At 63.7% G+C, this 22949-nt stretch carries 21 protein-coding genes and 1 tRNA gene; 14 read left to right on the top strand and 8 right to left on the bottom strand.

Translation table 11 applies throughout. The features are described 5' to 3' along the window. Positions 1-15: 15 nt before the first annotated feature. Positions 16-1320 (bottom strand): M20/M25/M40 family metallo-hydrolase, encoded by a 1305-nt coding sequence (locus ACWA13_RS09020; RefSeq protein WP_463937781.1) that lies wholly within the window; start codon positions 1318-1320, stop codon positions 16-18. Between the two features lie 195 nt (positions 1321-1515). On the opposite strand from ACWA13_RS09020, the gene ACWA13_RS09015 reads away from it, so the two are divergent. From ACWA13_RS09015 to ACWA13_RS08975, 9 genes are all read left to right on the top strand, one after another. Next, a tRNA-Leu gene (locus ACWA13_RS09015) sits at positions 1516-1598 on the top strand. A gap of 341 nt (positions 1599-1939) precedes the next feature. Further along, complete coding sequence (locus ACWA13_RS09010; RefSeq protein ID WP_463937780.1) at positions 1940-2374, top strand: hypothetical protein; 435 nt, start codon at positions 1940-1942, stop codon at positions 2372-2374. Beyond that, on the top strand, positions 2341-2601 hold the full coding sequence (locus tag ACWA13_RS09005) for an HNH endonuclease (protein ID WP_463937779.1): 261 nt from the start codon (positions 2341-2343) through the stop codon (positions 2599-2601). Before ACWA13_RS09010 ends, ACWA13_RS09005 begins: the two co-directional genes overlap by 34 nt. Before the next feature lie 155 nt (positions 2602-2756). Then, positions 2757-2960 carry a cold-shock protein gene (locus tag ACWA13_RS09000; protein ID WP_463937778.1) on the top strand — a complete coding sequence of 68 codons (204 nt, stop codon included), beginning with the start codon at positions 2757-2759 and terminating at the stop codon, positions 2958-2960. 148 nt (positions 2961-3108) lie between these two features. Continuing rightward, positions 3109-3447, top strand: coding sequence for a hypothetical protein (locus ACWA13_RS08995; RefSeq protein ID WP_463937777.1), 339 nt, complete (start codon positions 3109-3111; stop codon positions 3445-3447). An 83-nt stretch (positions 3448-3530) separates the two neighbouring features. After that, positions 3531-4184 carry a M50 family metallopeptidase gene (locus ACWA13_RS08990; RefSeq protein WP_463937776.1) on the top strand — a complete coding sequence of 218 codons (654 nt, stop codon included), beginning with the start codon at positions 3531-3533 and terminating at the stop codon, positions 4182-4184. 9 nt (positions 4185-4193) lie between these two features. Further along, positions 4194-5267 carry a glutathione S-transferase family protein gene (locus ACWA13_RS08985; RefSeq protein ID WP_463937775.1) on the top strand — a complete coding sequence of 358 codons (1074 nt, stop codon included), beginning with the start codon at positions 4194-4196 and terminating at the stop codon, positions 5265-5267. Between the two features lie 48 nt (positions 5268-5315). After that, the gene (locus ACWA13_RS08980) at positions 5316-6446 is read left to right on the top strand and encodes a serine hydrolase domain-containing protein (RefSeq protein WP_463937774.1); all 1131 of its coding nucleotides are present in this window, start codon (positions 5316-5318) and stop codon (positions 6444-6446) included. 65 nt (positions 6447-6511) lie between these two features. Further along, entirely contained in the window at positions 6512-7624 is a 1113-nt protein-coding gene (locus ACWA13_RS08975; RefSeq protein WP_463937773.1) for an FUSC family protein, read from the top strand. Here the strand turns inward: ACWA13_RS08975 and ACWA13_RS08970 are convergent. Genes ACWA13_RS08970 through ACWA13_RS08960 form a run of 3 tightly spaced genes read right to left on the bottom strand, consistent with a single transcriptional unit; the run spans position 7621 to position 11209 of the window. Beyond that, a complete protein-coding gene (locus tag ACWA13_RS08970) occupies positions 7621-8532 on the bottom strand; it encodes a MaoC family dehydratase (RefSeq protein WP_463937772.1) in 912 nt (303 codons plus the stop codon). The genes ACWA13_RS08975 and ACWA13_RS08970 overlap by 4 nt on opposite strands. Beyond that, positions 8529-9869 (bottom strand): 3-oxoacyl-ACP reductase, encoded by a 1341-nt coding sequence (locus ACWA13_RS08965; protein WP_463937771.1) that lies wholly within the window; start codon positions 9867-9869, stop codon positions 8529-8531. Before ACWA13_RS08965 ends, ACWA13_RS08970 begins: the two co-directional genes overlap by 4 nt. An 8-nt stretch (positions 9870-9877) precedes the next feature. Then, the gene (locus tag ACWA13_RS08960; RefSeq protein WP_463937770.1) at positions 9878-11209 is read right to left on the bottom strand and encodes an acetyl-CoA C-acetyltransferase; all 1332 of its coding nucleotides are present in this window, start codon (positions 11207-11209) and stop codon (positions 9878-9880) included. A gap of 62 nt (positions 11210-11271) precedes the next feature. Here ACWA13_RS08960 and ACWA13_RS08955 point away from each other — a divergent pair, with 62 nt between their 5' ends. Then, positions 11272-11943: a TetR/AcrR family transcriptional regulator gene (locus ACWA13_RS08955; RefSeq protein WP_463937769.1), complete on the top strand. Its 672-nt coding sequence runs from the start codon at positions 11272-11274 to the stop codon at positions 11941-11943. A 76-nt stretch (positions 11944-12019) separates the two neighbouring features. Continuing rightward, on the top strand, positions 12020-14119 hold the full coding sequence (locus tag ACWA13_RS08950) for an acyl-CoA dehydrogenase family protein (RefSeq protein ID WP_463937767.1): 2100 nt from the start codon (positions 12020-12022) through the stop codon (positions 14117-14119). Positions 14120-14149: 30 nt separating this feature from the next. On the opposite strand, the gene glgA is transcribed toward ACWA13_RS08950, so the two are convergent. Continuing rightward, entirely contained in the window at positions 14150-15346 is a 1197-nt protein-coding gene (glgA, locus tag ACWA13_RS08945; protein WP_463937766.1) for a glycogen synthase, read from the bottom strand. Between the two features lie 100 nt (positions 15347-15446). Between glgA and glgC the strand changes: the two genes are divergently transcribed. Together glgC and ACWA13_RS08935 are read left to right on the top strand one after the other, a co-directional pair. Continuing rightward, positions 15447-16832: a glucose-1-phosphate adenylyltransferase gene (gene glgC / locus ACWA13_RS08940; RefSeq protein WP_463937765.1), complete on the top strand. Its 1386-nt coding sequence runs from the start codon at positions 15447-15449 to the stop codon at positions 16830-16832. A gap of 43 nt (positions 16833-16875) precedes the next feature. Then, positions 16876-18327, top strand: a complete 1452-nt coding sequence (locus ACWA13_RS08935) for an SDR family NAD(P)-dependent oxidoreductase (RefSeq protein WP_463937764.1) — start codon at positions 16876-16878, stop codon at positions 18325-18327. Positions 18328-18358: 31 nt separating this feature from the next. On the opposite strand, the gene ACWA13_RS08930 is transcribed toward ACWA13_RS08935, so the two are convergent. From ACWA13_RS08930 to ACWA13_RS08920, 3 genes are all read right to left on the bottom strand, one after another. After that, complete coding sequence (locus ACWA13_RS08930; protein WP_463937763.1) at positions 18359-19210, bottom strand: transglutaminase family protein; 852 nt, start codon at positions 19208-19210, stop codon at positions 18359-18361. Then, positions 19207-20133, bottom strand: a complete 927-nt coding sequence (locus ACWA13_RS08925) for an alpha-E domain-containing protein (protein WP_463937762.1) — start codon at positions 20131-20133, stop codon at positions 19207-19209. Before ACWA13_RS08925 ends, ACWA13_RS08930 begins: the two co-directional genes overlap by 4 nt. Before the next feature lie 84 nt (positions 20134-20217). Beyond that, positions 20218-21774 (bottom strand): circularly permuted type 2 ATP-grasp protein, encoded by a 1557-nt coding sequence (locus ACWA13_RS08920; RefSeq protein ID WP_463937761.1) that lies wholly within the window; start codon positions 21772-21774, stop codon positions 20218-20220. A gap of 113 nt (positions 21775-21887) precedes the next feature. On the opposite strand from ACWA13_RS08920, the gene ACWA13_RS08915 reads away from it, so the two are divergent. After that, complete coding sequence (locus tag ACWA13_RS08915) at positions 21888-22943, top strand: YeiH family protein (protein WP_463937760.1); 1056 nt, start codon at positions 21888-21890, stop codon at positions 22941-22943. Positions 22944-22949: the final 6 nt, after the last annotated feature.

The raw sequence follows: 22949 nt of genomic DNA, 5'->3' as shown, positions 1-22949 counted from the left end.
AACAAACTCCGTGGGCTAGTAGTTGGTCAGGAGTGTATTGAGCACCCGGGCGCCGAACTTCAGCGAGTCTGCGGGCACCCGCTCGTCGACGCCGTGGAACATTCCTGTGAAGTCCAGGTCATCGGGCAGCTGCAGCGGGGCGAAGCCGTAGCCGGTGATTCCGAGCCGGCTGAGGGACTTGTTGTCCGTGCCGCCCGAAAGTGTGTACGGCAGGACTTTGGCACCAGGGTCCTCGGAGTGGAGTGCATCGATCATGGAATCGACCAGGTTGCCAGCGAATGGAACCTCCAGTGACACGTCGCTGTGTACGTAGCTCACATCGACGCCGCTACCGGCCAGCTCGCGCACCACTTCCAGGACATGCTCGGCCTGACCGGGCAGCGTGCGGCAGTCGATCAGCGCTTCCGCGGACTCGGGGATGACGTTGTGTTTGTAGCCGCCCTTTACGAGCGTGGGGTTGGTGGTGTTCTGCAGGGTGGCTCCGACGAACCGGGCCACTGTGCCCAGCTGATTGAGCAGGATGTCGGGATTATTGGCGTCGAACTCCACGCCGGTGAGTTCCGTCACTCCGTCCAGGAACTGCTGGGTGGTTGGCGTCAACTCGATCGGCCATTTGTATTCGCCAATGCGGGTGACTGCCGCTGCGAGACGGGTTACGGCGTTGTCCGTGTTGATCTGTGACCCATGGCCGGCCCTGCCGTGAGCCACGAGCCGGAGCCAGGAGATGCCTTTCTCCGCAGTCTGGAGGAGATAGGTGCGCTGGCCGCCGATCGTGGCGGAGAAGCCGCCGACCTCGGAGATGGCCTCGGTGGCACCTTCGAAGAGCTCCGGCCTGTTGTCCACCGCGTACCGTGCACCATACTCGCCGCCTGCTTCCTCGTCGGCAAAGAAGGCAAAAATGATGTCGCGCTTGGGCTTGCGCCCGGTCCTGGCAAAGTCCCGCAGCACGGACAGGATCATGGCGTCCATGTCCTTCATGTCCACGGCGCCTCGCCCCCAGATCAGCCCATCACGGAGCTCGGCGCCGAAGGGATCTACTGACCACTGCTCCTTGAGGGCGGGAACGACATCCAGGTGCCCGTGGACCACCAGGGCGCTGGCAGTCGGATCCTGGCCGGCCATCCGGGTGACAACGTTGGCCCGGCCAGGTGCAGATTCGAAGATTTCCGCTTCCAGGCCCACTTCGGTGATCAGGCCTGCCGTGTATTCAGCAGCCCTCCGCTCCCCCGGCCCGCTTCCATCACCGAAATTGGAGGTATCGATGCGGATCAGGTCCTGGCAGATCTGAACAACTTCATCCTCAGGGCGGATGTCAGACATGATCACTCCTCGGTGTGGTGGTACGCGCGGCAGGGCGGCGGACGATCTTTCAGTCCGGCAATTGCGGGCCCTGACACTCAGCCTACCCATTAGGCCCGATTCCATGTTTACCGAAACTTCGTGTTAGAGTTTTTCTCGCTGCTTCGGAGAAATGCGAAACGCTGCAAAGCAAAATCGTTGTCCGAATTACCACCTGCGCGGGTGGCGGAATGGCAGACGCGCTAGCTTGAGGTGCTAGTCCTCGAAAGGGGGTGGGGGTTCAAGTCCCCCTCCGCGCACAAGTAAAAACCCCTGGAATCCAAAGATTCCAGGGGTTTTTCTGTCCTCCCCCGCGTCCGCCCGGTACTGCCAGGCGAGCGTGAAGACATTCCCGGCGGCGCGAACCCGAAACCGGCACCATGGTGCAATAGGACCTATGACAGCCATCATTCTCGGGTGGAATCCTGATCGTTGGAATGCCTGGAATTACGACGCGGTCGTGGGACAGGTTAGCGAAACCGGCCAGGTCCGGGAGCGATGGAGGGTCGGCAGACGACGCACCATTCTGCCTGGCAGCGACGCATGGCTGTTTCTGCAGGGTAGAAGCCAGCATGGCCGGGGCCTCATCGGGCATGGCATCGTGACCTCTGAGACATACGAGTCCAGCCATTATTCCGATCCAAACGAGACACTGCGGTACGTCAGTGTGGCGTTTGATGCACTGCTGCCCCTTGGCTCACAGCTCCCCTGGGACGTCCTTGCCGAGGCGGCACCGGGGGTTCCTTGGAGCAGTTTCCGCGGTTCGGAGAGGTCCGTTCCTCCTGCTGAAGAGGCGAACCTCAGGCGCCTGTGGCAGGACGAGGGCCCCAAGGCCGACGGTGATCCGATCAGCCTGATGCCGGGAACCTATCCCGAAGGCTCCATCGCCCGTGTAGAAGTCAACCGGTATGAACGGACCCGGAGGCCCGGCGCGTCTGCCTGGCTTTCCATGGAACCGTCTGTGCGGCGTGCGGGTTCTCTTTCGAGATCCATTATGGCGAGGTGGGCAAAAATTTCATCCACGTCCATCACGTAGTTCCGGTCTCACAGCTTGGCCCCGGATACCAGCTGGACCCGGTCACCGATCTCGTTCCCCTGTGCGCCAACTGCCACACCGTTGCCCATTTGGGCGTCAGTACACCAAGATCCGTCCCGGAAGTTCGGGAACTGATCGCCGCTGCTGGTCACCTAAGCGGCCAACTGGTGGACCAAACCGCCGTGGATGCCCAGCATGATGCGAAACGGATTCTCGAACAGCAGTAGAGATTATCCGTTCACACGTCCGCGACCGGGAACGTTGCATATTCGTGACGCAATCCCTTGCCCCGGCCGCTTATGGCACATAGGCTCGTTCTGTGAGTGGCGGGGACGGTAATCCGACAAGCGGAGCCGACTCGCGACCCGTGAAGGAAAACAGCATGGCTCAAGGTACTGTCAAGTGGTTCAACGCCGAAAAGGGCTTCGGATTCATCGCCCCCGACGACGGAAGCGCTGACGTGTTCGCACACTATTCCGCAATCGCGTCCAGCGGTTACCGGTCCCTCGAAGAGAACCAGAAGGTTCAGTTCGACGTCGTACAGGGTCCCAAGGGGCCCCAGGCGGAGAACATCCAGCCCCTCTAAAGGCTCTACTTAAGGCTGGCCGGCAACACGCCCGGCCAGCCTTTTGCCATGTCCGGGCACGGGCATCAGCCGCAGCAGGACACGTTCCGGCATCGACGTACAGAATCTTCTGCCTACAATCGAATGTCAATCAACGTGTGAGGGAATCATGAAGAAAATCACCACGGCCGTATTTGCCGCCGGACTTTTGCTGAGCACCAGCGCCTGTACAGCCACCACGCAGCTGAGCACGAAGGAAACCTGCGAGCGGGTGCAGACCGTGCTGGCCAATCCGGGCAACAACGTGGGTAAGACCGGTGCCACGCAGCTGGCCAACCAGATCCGCCCCATCGAAACGGTGGCGTCGGATGAGCTGAAGCCAGCTCTCGCCTCCATCATCGAATACACCGATGAGGCCTCCAAGGCAGAGCCCAACGAGGACGTCCTGACGGAGCTCTCAGAAGCTTACGCAGAAGCCACCAGCACCTTCTCAGCATCCTGCAGCTAACCCCGCCGCAAACCCTGGGTGATCGGCTGCTGACGGCCTTCACCCAGGGGCCAGCACCTGAGTTCAGTCCAGGCGTTGTTCTGATGATCGTTGCGGCCGTCGCCGCACTGTCCCTGCCCCGCGGCAGCTGGCGATACGTAGGCCTGTTGACCACTGTGGTTCACGAACTGGGCCATGCGTTCGCCGCGCTGATGAGCGGGCAGCGCCTGCACAGCATCGTTCTCAGGGGCGATCATTCGGGCACCACGACGTCCCTCAGCCGCGGCCGATGGCCGGCAGTATGGTCAGGGTTCTGGGGCTACCCGACGCCGGCTGTTGCGGGTGCTGCCTTCGTTACGTGCGGTTTCGCCGGCTGGGGCAGCGCCGCGATCGCCGTTTCCAGCGCTGTAGTCCTGGCGTCCCTGCTGTTCATCCGCAACGTCGCCGGAGCGGCCATCACCCTTACGACGGCGGCACTGGGCACGGGGATCGTCCTGGCGGCACCAGCAGTGTCAACCGGCTACATCGCGGTAGTCCTGGGGCTCGTGCTGCTGGTGGGCTCCGTTCGCGCCCTCGGAAACCTCATCCATCTTCATGTGCACCGCCGAACCTTATTGCGAACGTCTGACGCCCACCTGCTGCACCGGGCAACGGGAGTTCCTGCGGTGTTTTGGATCCTGCTCTTTGCGGTCATTATCAGCGCCTCCTGGTACATAGCCTGGTTCCCGGCTGCTGCAGTCACCCTCCGCGGAGCATAGGCTGGACGGATGAAGGACAGCAGCCAAAATAATGCCGTAGCCGAACACAGCACCCGTGGCGCTTACGTCACCGGCGGCGAAGAGTTCAACCGCGACACCAATTACATCGAAGACCGCATCACCCGTGATGGCCGTCCCGGAGACAATGGTGAGCCCGGTTGGAAGGCCGAGCCGGGCAAATACCGGCTTATCGCCGCACGGGCGTGCCCCTGGGCCAACAGGGCTGTCATCGTGCGCCGGCTGCTCGGCCTGGAAGACGCCATCTCGCTGGGCCAGCCCGGCCCCACCCATGACGTGCGTTCCTGGACCTTCGACCTAGACCCGGGAGGGGTGGATCCCGTGCTCGGCATCGAACGCCTGCAGGAGTCGTACTTCCGCCGTTTCCCGGATTACCCGCGAGGAATCACCGTTCCGGCCATTGTGGACATCGCCAGCGGTGCCGTCGTCACCAACAACTTTCCCCAGATCACCCTGGACTTTTCCACTGAATGGACCGATTTCCACCGCCCCGGTGCTCCGCAGTTGTACCCGGAGCACCTCCGCGATGAAATTGACACCGTCAATAAGCGCATTTTCACGGAGGTGAATAACGGCGTGTACCGTTGCGGATTCGCTGGGTCCCAGGCAGCTTATGACGCCGCATATTCACGGTTGTGGGCCGCTATGGACTGGTTGGAGGAACGGCTCGCCGGCCAGCGTTTCCTCGTAGGGGACACCATCACCGAAGCCGATGTCCGGCTCTTCACAACGCTGGCCCGCTTCGATGCCGTCTATCACGGCCACTTCAAGTGCAACAGGCAGAAGCTTAGCGAGATGCCTGTGCTGTGGGCCTACGCACGGGACCTTTTCCAGACGCCCGGGTTTGGGGACACCACCGATTTCGTCCAGATCAAGCAGCATTACTACATCGTTCATGAGGACATCAACCCTGCAGGGATAGTCCCCCGGGGTCCGGAGCCCGGCACCTGGCTGTCACCCCACGGCCGCGAGGAATTGGGCGGGCGTCCGTTCGGTGACGGCACTCCCCCGGGCCCGGTCGCCCCAAATGAAAAGGTGGCCGCCGGCCACGGCGCCGACGGTTAGGCCGAAAACGCTTACTGCCTGCCGCCCTCCTGGATATAGTCTTGGGCCATGCGCACTTCCAGAGGCACAGCCGTGCCCGAATTCTCAGCCGTTCAGGAACTCTTCGAATCCTTCCTGGCGGACGATCCCGACTACAGCGCCCAGGTTTCTGTCTATCACCACGGCCGCCGGGTGGTGCACCTGGATGGGGGCCCGAACACCACCAGTGAATCGATCACCGGCGCGTACTCATGCTCCAAAGGGATTGCGGGCATGGTTATCGCCCTCCTGGTGCAGGATGGTGCCCTCGATCTTGACCTGCCGATGGCTCATTACTGGCCGGAGTTTGCCCAGGGCGGGAAGGGCAACATCCTGGTCCGCGAGGCCTTGTCGCATCAGGCGGGTGTTTTGGGGGTTCCCGGCGGCATCCCGCTGGACCGTATCCACACCGCGGAGGCTGCAGCCATGCTCGCTTCAGTGGCACCGCTGTGGCGGCCCGGCAAGGCTTTTGGATACCACGCGCTGACCATTGGCATCATGATGGAAGAACTCTGCCGCCGTATCACCGGGCTCTCCCTCCAGCACAATTACGATGAACTGCTGCGGATTCCCTACGCGCTGGACTTCTTCCTGGGACTTCCGGAAGATGAGGAACCCAGGTACCGCGATGTACTCTACGACGCCGGAGATCAGTGGGTGGATCCGCTCAGTTTCGAGGGCCTTAACTCCAATAGCGCCGTCAGCAGTGTCATGGAACTCCCCAACCGCCGCGATGTCCGTGCGGGTGGAATGAGTGCAGCCGGTGGCGTGGGGTCCGCTGATGGCCTGGCGCGGGCCTATGCTGCTGTAACGACCGGCGTCGAGGCGCCATCAGGCCTGCTTGCCCCGGCACTGGACCACAGCACCCTCGGCGTTGTGACCCAGGAACAGGTATGGGGCCTGGATCGGAGTTCAGGGCTGGACAACGCGTTTGCTGTCGTATTCATGAAACCGCATCCGTCGCGCAACTTCGGAAGCCATGTTGCTTTCGGCCATGAAGGAGCCAACGCTGCCCTTGGTTTTGCCGATCCTGCCTACGGTTTGTCCTTTGGTTACATTCCCCAACGGGCCGAAGAAGGCCGGACGCAGGGGCGGGCGCACGTGCTGGCAGCGGCGGCCCGCCGGGCAGCTTCGGCGGTGCAGTCCGTTACTTCCTCATGATTGCGGCCTCCTGATTCAAGGCGGCAAAACTTGTACAGGCGTTGCCCGGCCCCTAGTGTGGGCGGATGCGTAACAGCGAACCGGAAGCCCGGCGGGCCATCGCTACCGGACTCCTGAAGCGGGCCGTGGCAGGTGTCTCCGCAGCATTCAGTGCCAACCGGCTTCAGCTGGCAGCCAAGGCTGGTTTGGCGGCAGGCCTTGCCTTCCTGGTTGCCCCCTTGATGCCAGGTACGGCTCCGGACTACCCGTACTATGCTCCGCTTGGTGCACTCGTTGCGATGTATCACAACGTTGCGGGTTCGGTCCGGCAGGGCCTGCAGGCGCTGGCCGGCCTGGCCATGGGCGTCGGGCTCGCCTTCCTGCTGATCAACCTTGGTGATCCTTCTCCGCTGACGGTAGCGATTATGATGGGCCTGGGCGTCCTCTTGGGCGGATTTCCACGCCTGGAATCGGCCCGGGACTGGATTCCGACGGCGGCACTGCTGGTGCTGCTGGTGGGCGGGAACAACCCGGACGACTTTTCCTTCGGCTACCTCATCCAGATGGGTGCCGGAGTGGTGGTGGGCATTGCAGTGAACTTCCTCATCTTCCCGCCACTGAATTTCAGTGCAGCCGCCGCCAGCCTGGACGAGCTTCGGATGGCCTTGGGCAGGCAACTGACGGATATGGGAAAGGCGCTGAAGGAGAAGTGGCCACCGGAAGACGAGGATTGGGCCCGACGCTCTGACGAGCTTGCCGCGGCGGCCCGGACTGTCCGTCATCTGGTGCAGGAAGCGGATGAAAGCCGCCGGGCCAATCCGCGCCGGAAACTTCATCCCCGTGACGTTGATCTCGACTACCGGAATCTGAGGGAACTCGAACGGGTGACGTTCCACGTCCAGGACATGACCGAGGTGTTGGCCGACGTTATCTGGGAGGAAGACGCGCCTTACACAGTGCCCTATGCAGACAGCGGTCCCCTGGCCGACGCCGTGTTGGCAACGGGTGAGCTCCTCTCCTCGTTCCGTGGAGAGGACATCCAAAGGCAACGGGAGCTCTTGGCTGAGGCCGAGGCCGCGGTGGAGGCGTGTATGGCGGCGCCTGCAACGGGCGAGTCTGGCGATTCGGCAGTGACCGCCACGAAATCCATTCTCCTCAGCCTCCACCGCATACTTAGGGCTGTGCGGCCCGCGTCCTAGAGCCTTCCCACAACCCCACTGAAATGACGGCGTCCGGACCGGGGATTCCAGGCGACAAACGCAGACCGTTGCCACCCGCCGTCGTCCGGAGCTTCCGTGGTGATTTTCAGAGCAACTTTGGCAGGCAGGTACACCGGAGCCTCAAAGGCGACCTCCCACCTGAACGGTGCCTCCCGCGGAACTCCGATATCGGCGAGCGCCCGCGAAGCCAGGTACATGCCGTGGGCGATGGAACGTGGCATACCCAGGGCCTTGGCAGACAGCAGGCTGAGGTGGATCGGATTGTAGTCACCGGAAACGGCGGCGTAACTGCGCCCTGTTTCCACTCCCAGTTGCCAGAGCGCCGTAGGGTTGGGCGGCACGAAGTCCTCCTTCGCCTGCCCCTGGGCAGTCTTGTCTACTGCGGGCAGGTACACCCCCTTGGCAAGATACGTAGATGTTCCCGTCCAGCGGAGGATGCCGTCCGAGGCGCCGCGGACTTCCGCCACAACATCCACTTGTGTTCCCGCCCGATGGCCTCGCAGACCCTGCACACCGGCTGTGATGTCCACGGGTTCATCGAACCTGATGGGGAGGCGCTGTTCGATGGCGTTCTGCAGGTGGATCATGCCCAGCAGGGGCAGCGGGAAGTCGTCACGGGCCAGGACGCTCATGGCCACCGGAAATGCCATGGCGTGGACGAAGCCGGCCGGCAGCACGTCACTGGCCGGCTCGCCCAGAAGGTGCTGGAACGACGTCAGGGTCTCAACGTCGCACCGGACGTTCCGCACCTCGTGCTGCTCGCCAGGCAGGCGCGCGGCGCCGTTGCTGCCGCCCAGCCTGCGTCTGGCGGCCATGGCAGCAGCGTTGACATAAAGCCTGGACAGCGATGGCAGTTCGGCCAACACTACGTTCCCGGGTGTACTCATGCCCCCACCAGGTTCTGTCCGCACACCCTGAGCACGTCACCGGTGATTCCGCCGGCTGCGTCACTGGCCAGGAAAGCAATGGCCTCGGCGACGTCGATCGGCTGGCCGGCCTGCTGCAGCGAGTTCAGGCGCCGGGCTACTTCGCGGGTAGCGAAGGGCATCCGTGCCGTCATCTCTGTTTCGATGAAGCCCGGGGCTACGGCATTGATGGTGCCCCCCGCCGAAGCCAGCAACGGCGCGGTTCCGCGCACCATACCGATCACGGCGCCTTTAGACGCTGCGTAATTCGTCTGGCCACGGTTGCCGGCGATGCCGCTGGTGGAGGCTACAGAGACAATCCTGGGCGAATTCTGGAACTCCTTCGACGCCAGCAGCACTTCGTTGATCCTCAGTTGCGCTGCGATGTTGATGTTGATCACCGAACTCCACTTTGCCTCGTCCATGTTGGCCAACAGCTTGTCCCTGGTGATGCCGGCGTTGTGGACGACAACGTCAAGGCGGCCGTGCCGGCCAATCGTGTGCTCCAGGATCCGGCTGCCGGCGTCATCACTAGTGATGTCCAGCTGCAGCGCCGTGCCGCGGATACTATTCACCACCCGGGCAAGCTGCTCACCTGCTGCAGGCAGGTCGACGGCCACTACGGTGGCGCCGTCACGGGAAAGAGTACGTGCGATGGCTGCGCCGATTCCGCGGGCAGCCCCGGTGACGACGGCCACCTTCCCTGCCAGCGGCTGCTCGAAGTCCTCAGGCAGGGAACCGTCTGCTGTTGACACCGTCAGGAACTGGCCATCCACGAATGCCGACCGGCCGGACAGGTAGAAGCGCAGAGCTCCTAGGGCGGCCGGGCTGGTGGTCGCGGTTTCGCCGGCGAGGAGAATGCCGTTTGCGGTTGCACCCGAGCGCAGTTCCTTGGCCAGCGAACGAACAAAGCCGTCAACTGCCTGCCGCGCCGCGGCCTCAGCGGGACCATCCGAGTCGGCAGATCTCCTGGACAGTGTGACGACGCGGCCATTGCGTGCCAGGTCGCGAAGCGCGGCCCCGGCGGCCAGCACGGGTTTTTCAAGGTCTGCCGGAGAGGAAACGCTGTCCATTACCAGGATGATGGCGCCCAGCTTTTCCCTGGGAACGGCGTGACGGCGGACATCGAGTCCCCAGCCCAGCAAAGTTGATGCAAGGTCTTCGGCGCCTCCTCCGGTTCCCTCCACCAGCACTGGCCCTTCCACCAGCGGCTGGCCCGGCCTGTAGCGCCTGAGTTCCACGGGCTGTGGCAGGCCCAGTCTCCGGGCAAGGTCCCGCCCGGTTCCATGGCTGACGAATTTGGGGTACTTGTCAGTCATCAGTCCCCCTACGCTGCTTCCAGTAGTGCGACGACACCCTGGCCGCCTGCTGCACAGATGGAGACCAGGCCGCGGGCGGGGCGCCCTTCCACAGTCCCCTTCGCGGCCAGCATCTTGGCCAGCGACGCCACGATGCGGCCACCCGTGGCGGCGAAGGGGTGCCCGGCGGCCAGCGATGAGCCATGAACGTTGAGGCGGCTCCGGTCCACCTTTCCGAAGGCCCCATCGAGGCCCAAGCGGTCACGGCCGAAATCCTCGTCTTCCCAGGCGGCCAGGGTGGTGAGCACGGTACCGGCGAAAGCCTCGTGGATTTCGACGAAGTCCATGTCATCCAGGGTGAGGCCGTTGCGGGCCAGCAGGCGGGGGACGGCGAAGGCGGGCGCCATCAGGAGGCCGTCTTTGCCGTGCACAAAGTCCACCGCAGCCGCTTCACCGTCCACTACTGTGGCGAGCTTGGGCAAGCCGTGGGCGTCGGCCCACTCCGCAGAGGCCAGCAGTACGGTGGAGGCACCGTCTGTCAGAGGAGTGGAATTGCCGGCGGTCATCGTCGCCTCGGCGCCGAGGTTGCGACCAAACACGGGCTTGAGAGACGACAGCTTTTCCATGCTGGTGTCCGGGCGGAGATTCGAATCCTTGCTCAAGCCCCGGTAGGGCGTGATCAGGTCGTCAAAGAATCCTGCGTCGTAGGCAGCAGCCATGTTGTGGTGGCTGTTGAGAGCCAACTCGTCCTGGGCTTCCCGGCTGATCTTCCATTGAGCAGTGGTGAGCGCCTGATGCTCGCCCATGGACAGGCCGGTCCTGGGCTCACCGGTTCCTGGCGCGTCCGGTGCCAGGTCCTTTGGCCTAAGGCGGCTCAGCACCTGCAGGCGCTGCGGCAAAGTCTTGGCCCGGTTGAGGTCCAGCAGTACCGAGCGCAGGCCCTCACTGACGGCGATGGGAGCATCAGAGGCGGAGTCGACGCCACCGGCGATGGCGGATTCAATCTGGCCAAGCTTGATCTTGTTGGCCAGCCCCAACACCGTCTCAAGACCGGTGGCGCAGGCTTCCTGCACGTCGTAAGCCGGGGTTTCGGCCGAAAGAGCCGAGCCCAGGACGGCCTCGCGCGTCAGGTTGAAGTCTCTGGAATGCTTCAGAACTGCACCGGCAGCGACGTGGCCAATCCGCTCGTTTTGCAGGCCAAAGCGGGCAATAAGCCCGTCCAGGGCGGCCGTGAGCATGTCCTGGTTGGAGGACTTCGTGTAGGCGCCGCCGGAGCGGGCAAAGGGAATCCGGTTCCCGCCAACGATCACTGCCTGGCGGAGTCCGGACGCGGGGGCGGGTGAGAGTCCTTCTACGGACATGGGAGTATCTCCTCTTTTTGGCTGGGTTACCAGTACCCAGCGTACCTGATACGCTGGGTATCGTGAACACAATTTCCACGGAGATCCCCGATGGCCGTGCCACACGCTGGCAGAGCCACCGCGAGGAACGGCGCCGCGACCTGATTAAGGCGGCCAGAAAGGCCGTGCACGCCCTGGGCAGCGATGCCTCCATGGACGAGATCGCGGCCGCGGCCGGCACATCGAAGTCCGTGTTCTACAGGTACTTCGGGGACAAAGCGGGGCTGCAGCAAGCGGTGGGTGAGGTTGTGCTGCTGCAGATGCAGCGAAAGATTGCAGAAGCAGCGCAAAGTGCCCAGACGCCCAGGCAAGGACTTTTCGCAATGGTTTCCGCCTACCTCCAGATGGCCGAAACCAGTCCCCATGTCTATGCCTTTGTCACCCAGAACGCCGGCGCCGACGCAGGCACACCGCAAACACTGGCCACAGCGGGGGCCCTGGGCCATTTCTTCGACGCCATCAGGGACATGATTGCAAGGCCCATGCGTACCCACCTCAAGGTGGAGCCGGCTCGGGATGCCGTCCTGGGCTATTGGCCCACAGCCGCAATCGGCCTGGTCCGCAACGCCGGTGAACTGTGGCTCAACTCCCCTCCGGCACCGGGCAAGCCGGCACAGGAAGCCATGGCCCGGCAAATCACCGCCTGGCTGTGCGTCGGCATCGCTCCGGAAATGGATCCCGCGGCCATTGAATAAGGAACTGAATGAAGAGCCGTTGAATAAATGGCTTGCCGCCCGTAGAGACCTCCACCAGCAACGAAGGATAATTCCAATGACAGAAGTCGTGGCCCCTCCCGTCAGCGCCGCTCCCGGCTCCCCTGCCCGCAACCAGTCCTCCCCCGCCGTCGATGTAGCGGCCCTGGGCGAGCAGCTGCTCGGCAAATGGGCTGATATCCGCCGGCAGGCACGGGACCTCGCAGCCCGTCCCGAATTGCACAAGATCGAGGGTCAGACGCACCTTGACCACCGCACAAGGACTTTTGGCCAGCTGAAGTTCCTGGTGGAACATGGCGCCGTCCACAGGGCCTTTCCAGCAGCCCTCGGCGGCAACGACGACCACGGCGGCAACGTAGCCGGCTTCGAGGAACTGGTCACGGCTGATCCGTCGCTGCAGATCAAAGCCGGAGTGCAGTGGGGCCTCTTTGGCTCGGCCGTTATGCACCTTGGCACGGCCGAACACCATGCCAAGTGGCTTCCCGGCATCATGAACCTTGATATTCCCGGCTGCTTCGCCATGACTGAAACCGGACATGGTTCGGACGTTGCGAGCATCGCCACGACCGCCACTTATGACGAGGCCGCCGAAGAGTTCATCATCAACACCCCCTTCCGTGCCGCCTGGAAGGACTACATCGGCAATGCCGCCAACGACGGCCTCGGCGCGGTGGTGTTTGCCCAGCTGATCACCAAGGGCGTCAACCACGGCGTCCACGCGTTCTACGTTGATCTTCGGGACCCGGAAACCAGGAAGTTCCTGCCAGGCATCGGCGGTGAGGACGACGGCGTCAAGGGCGGGCTCAACGGGATTGACAACGGCCGCCTGCACTTTACGGCCGTCAGAATTCCCCGTACCAACCTCCTGAACCGCTACGGCAACGTCGACGCTGACGGCACTTACACCTCGTCCATTTCCAGTCCCGGACGCCGGTTCTTCACCATGCTCGGCACCCTGGTGCAGGGCAGGGTATCGCTGGACGGTGCGGCCGTGGCAGCTTCGAAGATCGCCCTCAAGACCGCTATCCAGTACGCCAGCGAACGCCGCCAGTTCAACGCCTCTTCACACACCGAGGAGGAGGTCCTGCTCGATTACCAGCGCCACCAGCGCCGGCTCTTCACCAGGCTGGCCACCACCTACGCGGCGACCTTCGCGCACGAACAGCTCCTGCAGAAGTTCGACGACGTCTTTTCAGGTGCGCACGACACCGACGAGGACCGCCAGGACCTTGAGACCCTGGCCGCTGCCCTTAAGCCTCTAAGTACCTGGCATGCCCTGGACACCCTGCAGGAATGTCGCGAGGCGTGCGGCGGTGCCGGTTTCCTGATCGAGAACCGCTTCGCCTCGCTGCGCGCCGACCTGGATGTGTACGCGACATTTGAAGGCGACAACACAGTACTGCTCCAACTGGTGGCTAAACGCCTGCTCTCCGACTATGCACGCGAGTTCCGCAACGTGGATGTCGGCGTGCTGGCCCGTTACGTGGTTGGACAGGCCGCCGGCGCTGCCATCCACCGCACAGGGCTGCGGCAGGTGGCGCAGTTTGTGGCGGACACCGGACTGGTTCAGAAGGCGGCACTCGCCCTGCGCGACGAAGCCAGCCAGCGGGCGCTGCTCACCGACCGGGTGCAGACCATGGTGGCCGAGGCCGGATCGGCCCTCAAGGGCGCCAGTAGACTGCCCCAGGACCAAGCTGCCGCCGTGTTCAACCTGCATCAGGACGAGTTGATCGATGCCGCACACGCCCATGCCGAGCTGCTTCAGTGGGAAGCCTTCACCGAAGCCCTCGCCGAGGTGCAGGACCCGGGTACCCGTAAGGTCCTGACCTGGGTCCGCGACCTCTTTGGGCTTTCCCTGATCGAGAAAAACCTGTCCTGGTATCTGATGAACGGCCGGCTGTCCATGCAGCGGGCACGCACCGTTGGCGATTACATCAACAGGCTGCTGGTCAAGATCCGGCCCCACGCGATTGACCTGGTGGACGCGTTCGGCTACGGCCCGGACCACCTGCGGGCTGCGATCGCCACCGGTGCGGAGAGAATCCGCCAGGACGAGGCGCGTGCCTATTTCCGGGCGCAACGCGCCAGCGGAACGGCGCCCGTTGAGGAGAAAGTTCTGTTGGCGCGGAAGGCAGCCGCAGGCAAACCACAGCGGTAACGGGAAAACCCGGTCGGTGCTGCGCTGGGCTCAGCGCAGCACCGACCGGTAGACGTCCAGGGTTGTCTCGGTGATGGTCTGCCAGGAGAAATGCTCCTCGGCGCGACGGCGGCCCGCCTCACCCATAGCGCGGGCACGGGCGGGATCGTTGACAACCTCCACCAGCGCCTCGGCGAACTGGCGAACGAATTTTTCCGGATCCAACGGGGTGCCGGTGCCGTCTGTCATCTGCTCCAGCTCCACCAGCAGGCCGGTAACGCCATGGTCCACTACTTCCGGTATGCCGCCGGTGGCACTGGCCACCACAGCCGCCCCACAGGCCATGGCCTCAAGGTTCACAATTCCCAGGGGCTCGTAAATGGAAGGGCAGGCAAAGGCGGTGGCGTGGCTGAGGACCTGGATGAGCTCATGGCGGGGCAGCATCCGTTCAATGAGGACGACGCCGGTCCGCTGGCTCTGCAGCTCGGCAATCAGACGGGCGGTCTCCGCGGCGAGTTCGGGTGTATCCGCCGCTCCCAGGCAAAGCACAAGCTGCACGTCCGGCGGCAGTTGGGCGGCAGCCCGCAACAGGTAGGGCACCCCCTTCTGCCGGGTGTTTCGCCCTACGAAGACCACGCTGGGAAGGTCAGGGTCGATGCCCAGGGCCCGGACGGCGTCGTCGTTTTCATCCCTGGACCAAAGTTCAACGTCTACTCCGTTGTGGACTACCCGGACCTTTGCCGGATCCACCTCCGGGTAGCTGCGCAGGATGTCCTGGCGCATACCCTCCGACACCGCGATGATGGCGGCCGCTGCTTCGTAGGCTGTCTTCTCTACCCACGACGACAGCGCATAGCCGCCGCCCAGCTGTTCCGCTTTCCAGGGGCGCAACGGCTCGAGGCTGTGCGCGCTCAGCACGTGCGGAATGCCGTGGAGCAGGGACGCCAGATGGCCCGCCATATTTGCGTACCACGTGTGCGAGTGGACCAGGTCCGCCCCTGCCACATCAGGAACAATCCGAAGGTCGACGCCGAGGGTCTGGACAGCTGCATTGGCACCGGCCAGGTCTTCGGGGACCGCGTAGGAGGTGACCTCCGCCCCGTGATAGTCAGCATCGCGGTGTGCCCCGAAGGCACGGACCCGCAGGTCAACGTGTTTGCTCAACACCCTGGCCAATTCCGCCACATGGACGCCGGCGCCGCCGTAGATCTCCGGCGGGAACTCTTTAGTCACAATGTCTATTCGCACGGTACCCAAGGTAGTCCTTCGGCGGGAACTGTTCTAGTGTGAAGGCATCCGGGCCCTCTGGGCTGTTGGGGAGAAACGAAGACGTGCAGGGAGTTCCATCATGGCTATCAAGAAAGTTTTGGCTATTGTCCTGGCTGGTGGCGAAGGGAACCGCCTGATGCCGCTGACGGCGGACAGAGCCAAACCGGCCGTGCCGTTCGCCGGCAGTTACCGCCTGATCGACTTTGCACTGTCAAACCTGGTGAATTCGCGCTACCTGCAGATCGTCGTGTTGACCCAGTACAAGTCCCACAGCCTTGACCGCCATATCTCCGAGACCTGGCGGATGTCCACCCAGCTGGGCAACTACATCGCCTCGGTGCCGGCCCAGCAGCGGGTGGGCAAGAGCTGGTTCCTGGGCAGCGCGAACGCCATCTACCAGTCCCTGAACCTGATCCGTGACGCCAACCCGGACATTGTGGTGGTGGTGGGAGCGGACCACGTCTACCGGATGGATTTTGCCCAGATGGTGGATCAGCACGTTGCCAGCGGAGCCAAGGCCACGGTGGCTGCCGTCCGCCAGCCGCTGCACATGGCCGACCAGTTCGGCGTCATCGAAGTTGATCCCAACGACGCCGGGAAGATTGCGGCCTTCGTTGAAAAGCCCGCCACCACCCCGGGCTTGGAAGCTGACCCCACCCAGTTCCTTGCCTCCATGGGCAACTACGTCTTCGACGCAGACGCGTTGGTTGCCGCACTGCACGTGGACGCCGAACGGCTGGATACCAAACACGACATGGGCGGCGACATCATCCCCTACTTCGTCAACAACGGCGAAGCGGGCGTGTACGACTTCACCCTGAATGAAATCCCAGGCTCCACCGAACGGGACCGCACTTACTGGCGCGATGTCGGCACCATCGATTCCTTCTATGACGCGCACATGGATCTCATCTCACCGCTACCCGTGTTCAACCTCTACAACTCGGCCTGGCCCATCTACACCCGGCAGAGCATCTCGCCGCCGGCAAAGTTTGTCCGCGGCGAGGACAATACAGTGGGCACCGCGCTGGACTCGATCGTCTCCAGCGGCGTGGTGATTTCCGGCGGTGTGGTGGAAGGCTCTGTCCTTTCCAACGACGTGTATGTCGACAAGGCCAGCCGCGTGCTGGACTCGGTGCTCATGGACAATGTGATAGTCGGTCCCGGCGCCGTGGTCCAGCGGGCCATCATCGACAAGAACGTCAAGATCCCCGCTGGTGCAGCGATCGGCCTGGATCCCGACCTTGACCGGGCCCGCGGCTTCAAGGTCACGGACTCCGGCATCACCGTGCTGTCCAAGGGCCAACTCGTTCCCGAGCCCGACGCCGATGAGCTCGCGCTGTCGGCTGCCAACATGCACAAGGTGCCCAACGCCGTCCGGGCGGCGACCGAGACCAACCCTGAATTACGAGCGGCTGTCACGAAAGTCGCCAACGCCCATGCGGCCTCGGTAGCCCGCGCCTAGCCTGTAGATCGGCAGCCCCCGCCCAACGGGTAAAATGGGGGCAATGAGCTCCCCCGATCTGACTCCCGAGGAAATTCAGGCCTGCCTGAAAGTCCTGAATACCATCCACGTCTATGACGAGGAGCATCCCGACTACGTTTCCGTGCGTCGCGCCACCGGCAAGATGTTTAAGGCCGTGAAAAGGCACCGGCGTGTCACCAAGCGGGATGAAATCGCAGAATCGGACCGGGCGGTGCTTGCCCGTACCGCCACAGCGGCCCCTGACCGGATCGATGATGAAACACGTGGCAACAAGCTGGAGTCATCGGCCAGTGGTGCAGTTGCGGGTCACCTCATCCGGGCCCGGCCGTGCTACATCTGCAAGCAGCACTACACGCAGGTTGACGCCTTCTATCACCAGCTGTGCCCAGAGTGTGCAGCGTTCAGCCACAGCAAGCGCGATGCCCGCACAGACCTAACGGGCCGCCGGGCGCTGCTCACCGGCGGGCGGGCGAAGATCGGCATGTACATCGCCCTGAGGCTGCTTCGCGATGGTGCGCACACCACCATTACTACCCGGTTCCCCAAGGATGCAGCGCGTCGGTTCGCCGCCATGGAAGACAGCGGGGAATGGCTGCACCGGCTGCGCATCGTCGGGATCGACCTCCGTGACCCGTCCCAGGTGATGGCGCTGACCGACTCCCTGGACGCCGTCGGCCCGCTGGACATCATCATCAACAACGCCGCGCAGACGGTCCGGCGCAGCGGCAATGCGTATAAGCCGCTGGTGGACGCGGAAGATGAGCCGCTTCCCGCTACGTTGGAGGCCGCGAACGGTGGCCCGGAACTGGTAACTTTCGGCCATGCCCACGACAAGCATCCGCTGGCCCTGGCCAGCAGTGTCACGGACCACCCGGTTCTGGCCGGCGATGCCATCACTTCGTTGGCTCTTTCCACGGGATCGGCGTCGCTGGAGCGGATCGCGGCAGGGAACGCCATCGACGCCGGCGGCCTGGTGCCGGACCTCGCCGACATCAACAGCTGGACCCAGGTGGTGGATGAGGTGGACCCCCTTGAGATGCTGGAAGTGCAGCTCTGCAACGTCACCGCTCCGTTCCTGCTGGTCAGCCGGCTGCGCGCGGCCATGAAGCGTTCCACAGCCCGCCGCAAATACATCGTTAATGTTTCCGCCATGGAAGGCCAGTTTTCCCGCGCCTACAAGGGTCCCGGCCACCCCCACACGAACATGGCCAAGGCCGCCTTGAATATGATGACCCGCACCAGCGCCCAGGAGATGCTGGAGTCGGACGGCATCCTGATGACCGCCGTCGACACCGGCTGGATCACAGACGAACGGCCGCACTACACCAAGGTCCGGCTCATGGAAGAAGGCTTCCACGCCCCGCTTGACCTGGTGGATGGCGCCGCGCGTGTCTACGATCCGATCGTCCGTGGCGAGGATGGCGAAGACCAGTACGGCGTCTTCCTGAAGGACTACAAGCCCAGCCCCTGGTAGACCCTTCCCGCACGTCCTCCGCTACATACAGCTAGGCCAACCGGGTGATCTCAACAGAGACGCTCAGCGCCGAGCCGCCACCACCGGAGAGTATCCCCTTCAGCGGCGGCACGTCGCGATAGTCGCGGCCACGGGCCACTGTGACGTGGAAATCTCCGGCCGGCTTGTGGTTGGTGGGATCCCAACTGCGCCAGGCCCCGTCCCAGAACTCCAGCCACGCGTGCGACTGGCCCGCGACCGTCTCGCCGAGTTCCGCCGTCGAACGCGGATGCAGGTAACCGGACACATACCGCGCAGGGATCCGGCAGCTGCGGAGGGCACCGATGGCAAGGTGTGCCAGATCCTGGCAAACCCCCTGGCGCTGTCCCCAGGCTTCCTCGGCATTGGTGGTGACGGCGGTGGATCCGGACATGTAGGTCATTTCCCCGCGCATCCATTCAAAAATAGCCATTGCGGCATCGTGGGGGGCCTTGCCCGCCACGACGCCTGGAACAATGGCAAGCACCTCTTCACCCGGGGCGCTCAGCCGTGACTGCGGTATCCAGTCGCTGAATTGGTTTGCGGTTTCCGCCGAATGGATGACGTCCCAGTCCACCAGATCCGCCGGGGTGGGCGCCTTCTCGGTACGGTGCACCTCGACGGTAATGCTGGAGAGGACGTCCAGGTGGTCGTGCGGCATCTGCATATCAAAGGTGGTGACGCGGCTGCCCCAATAGTCCTTGAAGCTGCTGACGGCCGCCTGCGTCGGTGAAACTTTCACCTGGGACTCAAGCACTACCTGCTGGGCGTCCGACAACGGTGTCATGCGGGCCTCGTTGTAGGAAAGCGTGACGCGCTTATTGTAGTTGTACGTGGTCCTGTGCTGGATACTCAGCCGGGTCATGAAACTTCTCCCACCCAGGCAAGCTCGTCGGCCTGATTGAAGTACTTACGGGAAATGGCGTCGGACGCCTGCGACACTGCCTTCTGCACGCGCTCCATGTGCTCTGGCAGCTCGGACATGAGGTCGTCCGTCCGGTGGAACTCCAGGAAGGTCCGCGCCTGGCCCACAATCCGGCGGGCGTCATTGATGAACCCGACGCGTTGGGCGGACGGATCGAGCTTGGCCAGGCATTCGTCGGCATCGCGCAGCGCGTACACGATGGAGCGCGGGAACAGCCGGTCCAGCAGCAGGAACTCCGCAGCGTGCTGGTCGCCAAAAGCAGCCCGGCGGGTCCGCAGGAAGGACTCGTACGCTCCGGCACAACGCAGCATATTCACCCAAGACATGCCCGCGCTGAGGACGTCCCGGGTGCTGAGCATGCGTGCTGTCATATCCGCGCGCTCCAGTGACCGGCCCAAGACCAGGAACAGCCAGCTCTCGTCATGGCTGACCGTGGTGTCGGCCAGGCCACTGACCATGGCCGTGCGTTCCAGTACCCAGTTGCAGTAGCGGTAGGTGCCCACCACATCCTTGCGGTGCTGGTTCAGGCCGTAGTAGGTGGTGTTGAGGCTCTCCCAGAGGCCGGATGAGACAGTTTCCCGCGCCCGGCGGGCATTCTCCCGGGCGGCCCCAAGGGAGCCGGCGATGGAGGTGGCACTGGTTTTGTCATAAGCCAAGGCGTGGAGCAGTTCAGGTAACCCGAAATCTGCGCTGTCCGGGCGCGCGCCCATCACAGCCAGGAGCTCCTGGGCCACTGCCCGGCGCTCTTCCAGGGGGAGGTGGTTCAACCGTTCGAGGTGGACGTCCAGGATGCGTGCAGTGCCATCCGCCCGTTCGACATAACGGCCGATCCAAAAAAGGGACTCGGCGATACGGCTAAGCATTCCTGGCAACCTCCTGCGTGTCCGCAACTGCACCGAATGGTGCAGAAAAATTCGAAAAGGGAACGATCCGGCCAAAACAGCGCATCACTGCTGCTGCTCCGACTGGCGGTCGCGCCAGTTGCTCTCCACAGGCCAGACGGAGACCCGCTCACGGACAGCTATGGATTGGCGCGGCACCGTTTCGACCGGCACCTGCGGCGAGCCCGCCAGGACCCAGGTGTCCTTTGAACCACCGCCCTGACTGGAGTTTACGATCAGCGAACCTTCCTTCAGTGCCACCCGGGTAAGGCCGCCGGGTAGCACCCAGACGTCGTCGCCGTCGTTCACTGCAAAGGGCCTCAGGTCTACGTGGCGCGGCCCGAACCTGTCTCCGCCAAGCGTTGGAACCGTGGAAAGCTGGAGGACGGGCTGGGCAATCCAGCCACGGGGATCGGCGATGATCCGCTGACGCAGCTCATCAAGTTCGGTGCGGGAAGCGTCGGGACCAATCACCAGGCCCTTGCCGCCGGAACCGTCCACAGGCTTGACGACAAGTTCGGCAAGGTTGTCCAGGGTGAATTCCCGGGCCTCCTTCTCCTCGAGCCGGTAGGTGTCCACGTTGGCAATCACCGGCTCTTCATTGAGGTAGTACCTGATGAGTTCCGGCACGTAGCTGTAGACGAGTTTGTCATCTGCCACGCCATTCCCGACGGCATTGGCGATAGTCACTCCCCCGGCCCGGGCAGCGTTTACCAGCCCCGGACAGCCCAGCATGGAGTCGGAGCGGAACTGCAACGGGTCCAGGAACTCGTCATCGATGCGCTTGTAAATGACGTCTACGCGTTGCTCGCCCGCTGTGGTGCGCATGTAGACGCGGTTGCCGCGGCAGATCAGGTCACGCCCTTCCACCAGCTCCACGCCCATCAGGCCGGCCAGCAGGGTGTGTTCGAAGTAGGCGCTGTTGAACACACCCGGGGTGAGGACCACCACTGTGGGATCGTCGACGCCGGACGGCGCGGTCTTGCGCAGGGCGGACAGGAGCCGGCGGGGATACTCTTCCACGGGACGGATGAGCTGCTGGCCGAAGGCTTCCGGAAGGCCCTTGGCCATGGCGCGCCGGTTTTCGAGCACGTAGCTGACGCCGGACGGTACCCGCACGTTGTCTTCAAGGACCCGGAAGGTGCCGGCAGCATCGCGAACGACGTCGATCCCGGAAATATGCACCCGAACGCCACCTGCGGGTTCGAAGCCGTGCACCTCACGGTGGAAGTGGGCGCTGGTAGTGATCAGCTGCCGCGGAATGACGCCGTCGCTAACCACGGCCATCTTGTCGTAGACATCGTTGAGGAATGCCTCAAGCGCGCGGACGCGCTGCGCGACGCCGCGTTCCAGCACATCCCATTCGTCGGCGGGAATGATCCGCGGCACAATGTCCAGCGGAAAGGGCCGTTCCTCGCCGGCAAAATCAAAAGTCACACCACGGTCCAGGAAGGTCCGCGCCATCGAATCGGCCCGGGCAGTCACGTCCGACAGGGACAGCTTCTGCAGGGCATCCGCAACCTGGGTGTAGGAGGGCCGGGCCTGCTGTTCCGCGGCGAACATCTCGTCATAGGCGCCGCTTTTGCCGGCGGCCTCGGAGTAATCCTGGAAAAGGTCTGACATGCCTCTTAGCCAATCATTCTTTTGTTTCGAAATCATTACCCTCGCCCCTTGTGGCGTGTTGGCCGTTCCTCCCGGAGTTCGTGATTACGCCCGCGGTACTGCAAAGTAGGTGAGTGCGCCACCAAGGAACCCCCCGACTGCTGCCTGGCCTTGCCTGCGCGGCGCTGTCGTTGGTGGCGGCATTTGCCGTCCACGCGGCGGTGCCGGCCCTGCCCGCCATGACCGTCGCTGTTGCCCTGGGTCTGCTGGCAGCAAACGTGCCCCCCACGGCTGGGCTGATTGCAGGCCGGGCCCGGCCGGGCCTGGATTTCGCCGGAAAAAGCCTGATGCGCGGCGGGATCGTGCTGCTTGGCCTCAAAGTCGGAATCGTCGATGTGCTGAATCTCGGTTGGGCATCCCTGGGCCTGATCACCGCCATCGTCCTTACCGGGTTTGGCGGTACCTACGTCATCGCCCGGCTGTTCCGGCTTGCTCCTCCGGTGTCCCTGCTCATCGCTACAGGCTTCTCCATCTGCGGTGCTTCCGCAATCGGCGCCATGGCCGATGCCCGCAGGATGAAGCAGGCTGACACCGTGCTCCCCGTCGCCCTCGTGACGCTTTGCGGTACCCTCGCGATCGGAGCGCTGCCGCTGCTGATGCACCCCCTGGGCCTGGACCCCGCGACGTTTGGCGCCTGGGCGGGCGCCTCCGTTCATGATGTGGGACAGGTAGTCGCCACGGCGCAAACAGCCGGTACAGCGGCGCTTGCCGTCGCCGTCGTCGTCAAACTCACCAGGGTGCTGCTGTTGGCACCCGTGATCGCTGCCGCCGGACTGGAACAGCGGCTTATGGCCAGGCGTGCGGCCCGGCATCATCAACAGCTTCCGGACGCAGCCGTGCTGTCCGGGCCGGTAAAGCTGCCGCCCATCGTGCCGTTGTTCATCGTCGGCTTCCTGCTCATGGTGGCGCTGCGGTCCTCCGGGGTGCTGGCTGCCGGCTGGCTGGAGGCCGGCGCCATCTTGCAGGACATCCTCCTTGGCGCCGCGCTCTTCGGCCTGGGCTCAGCTGTCCGGATCCGCACCCTGCTGCACACCGGATTGCCCGCGCTGGCCGCGGCGCTGCTGTCCTGGCTGCTGCTGGCGCTGTTGGGACTGGCCGCCGCCCTGGGTATTACAGGTCAGGGCACATGATTAGAT

It is taken from the genome of Pseudarthrobacter sp. TRD_SC_9, assembly GCF_055361265.1.
This window is presented reverse-complemented; position numbering and strand designations above follow the sequence as displayed.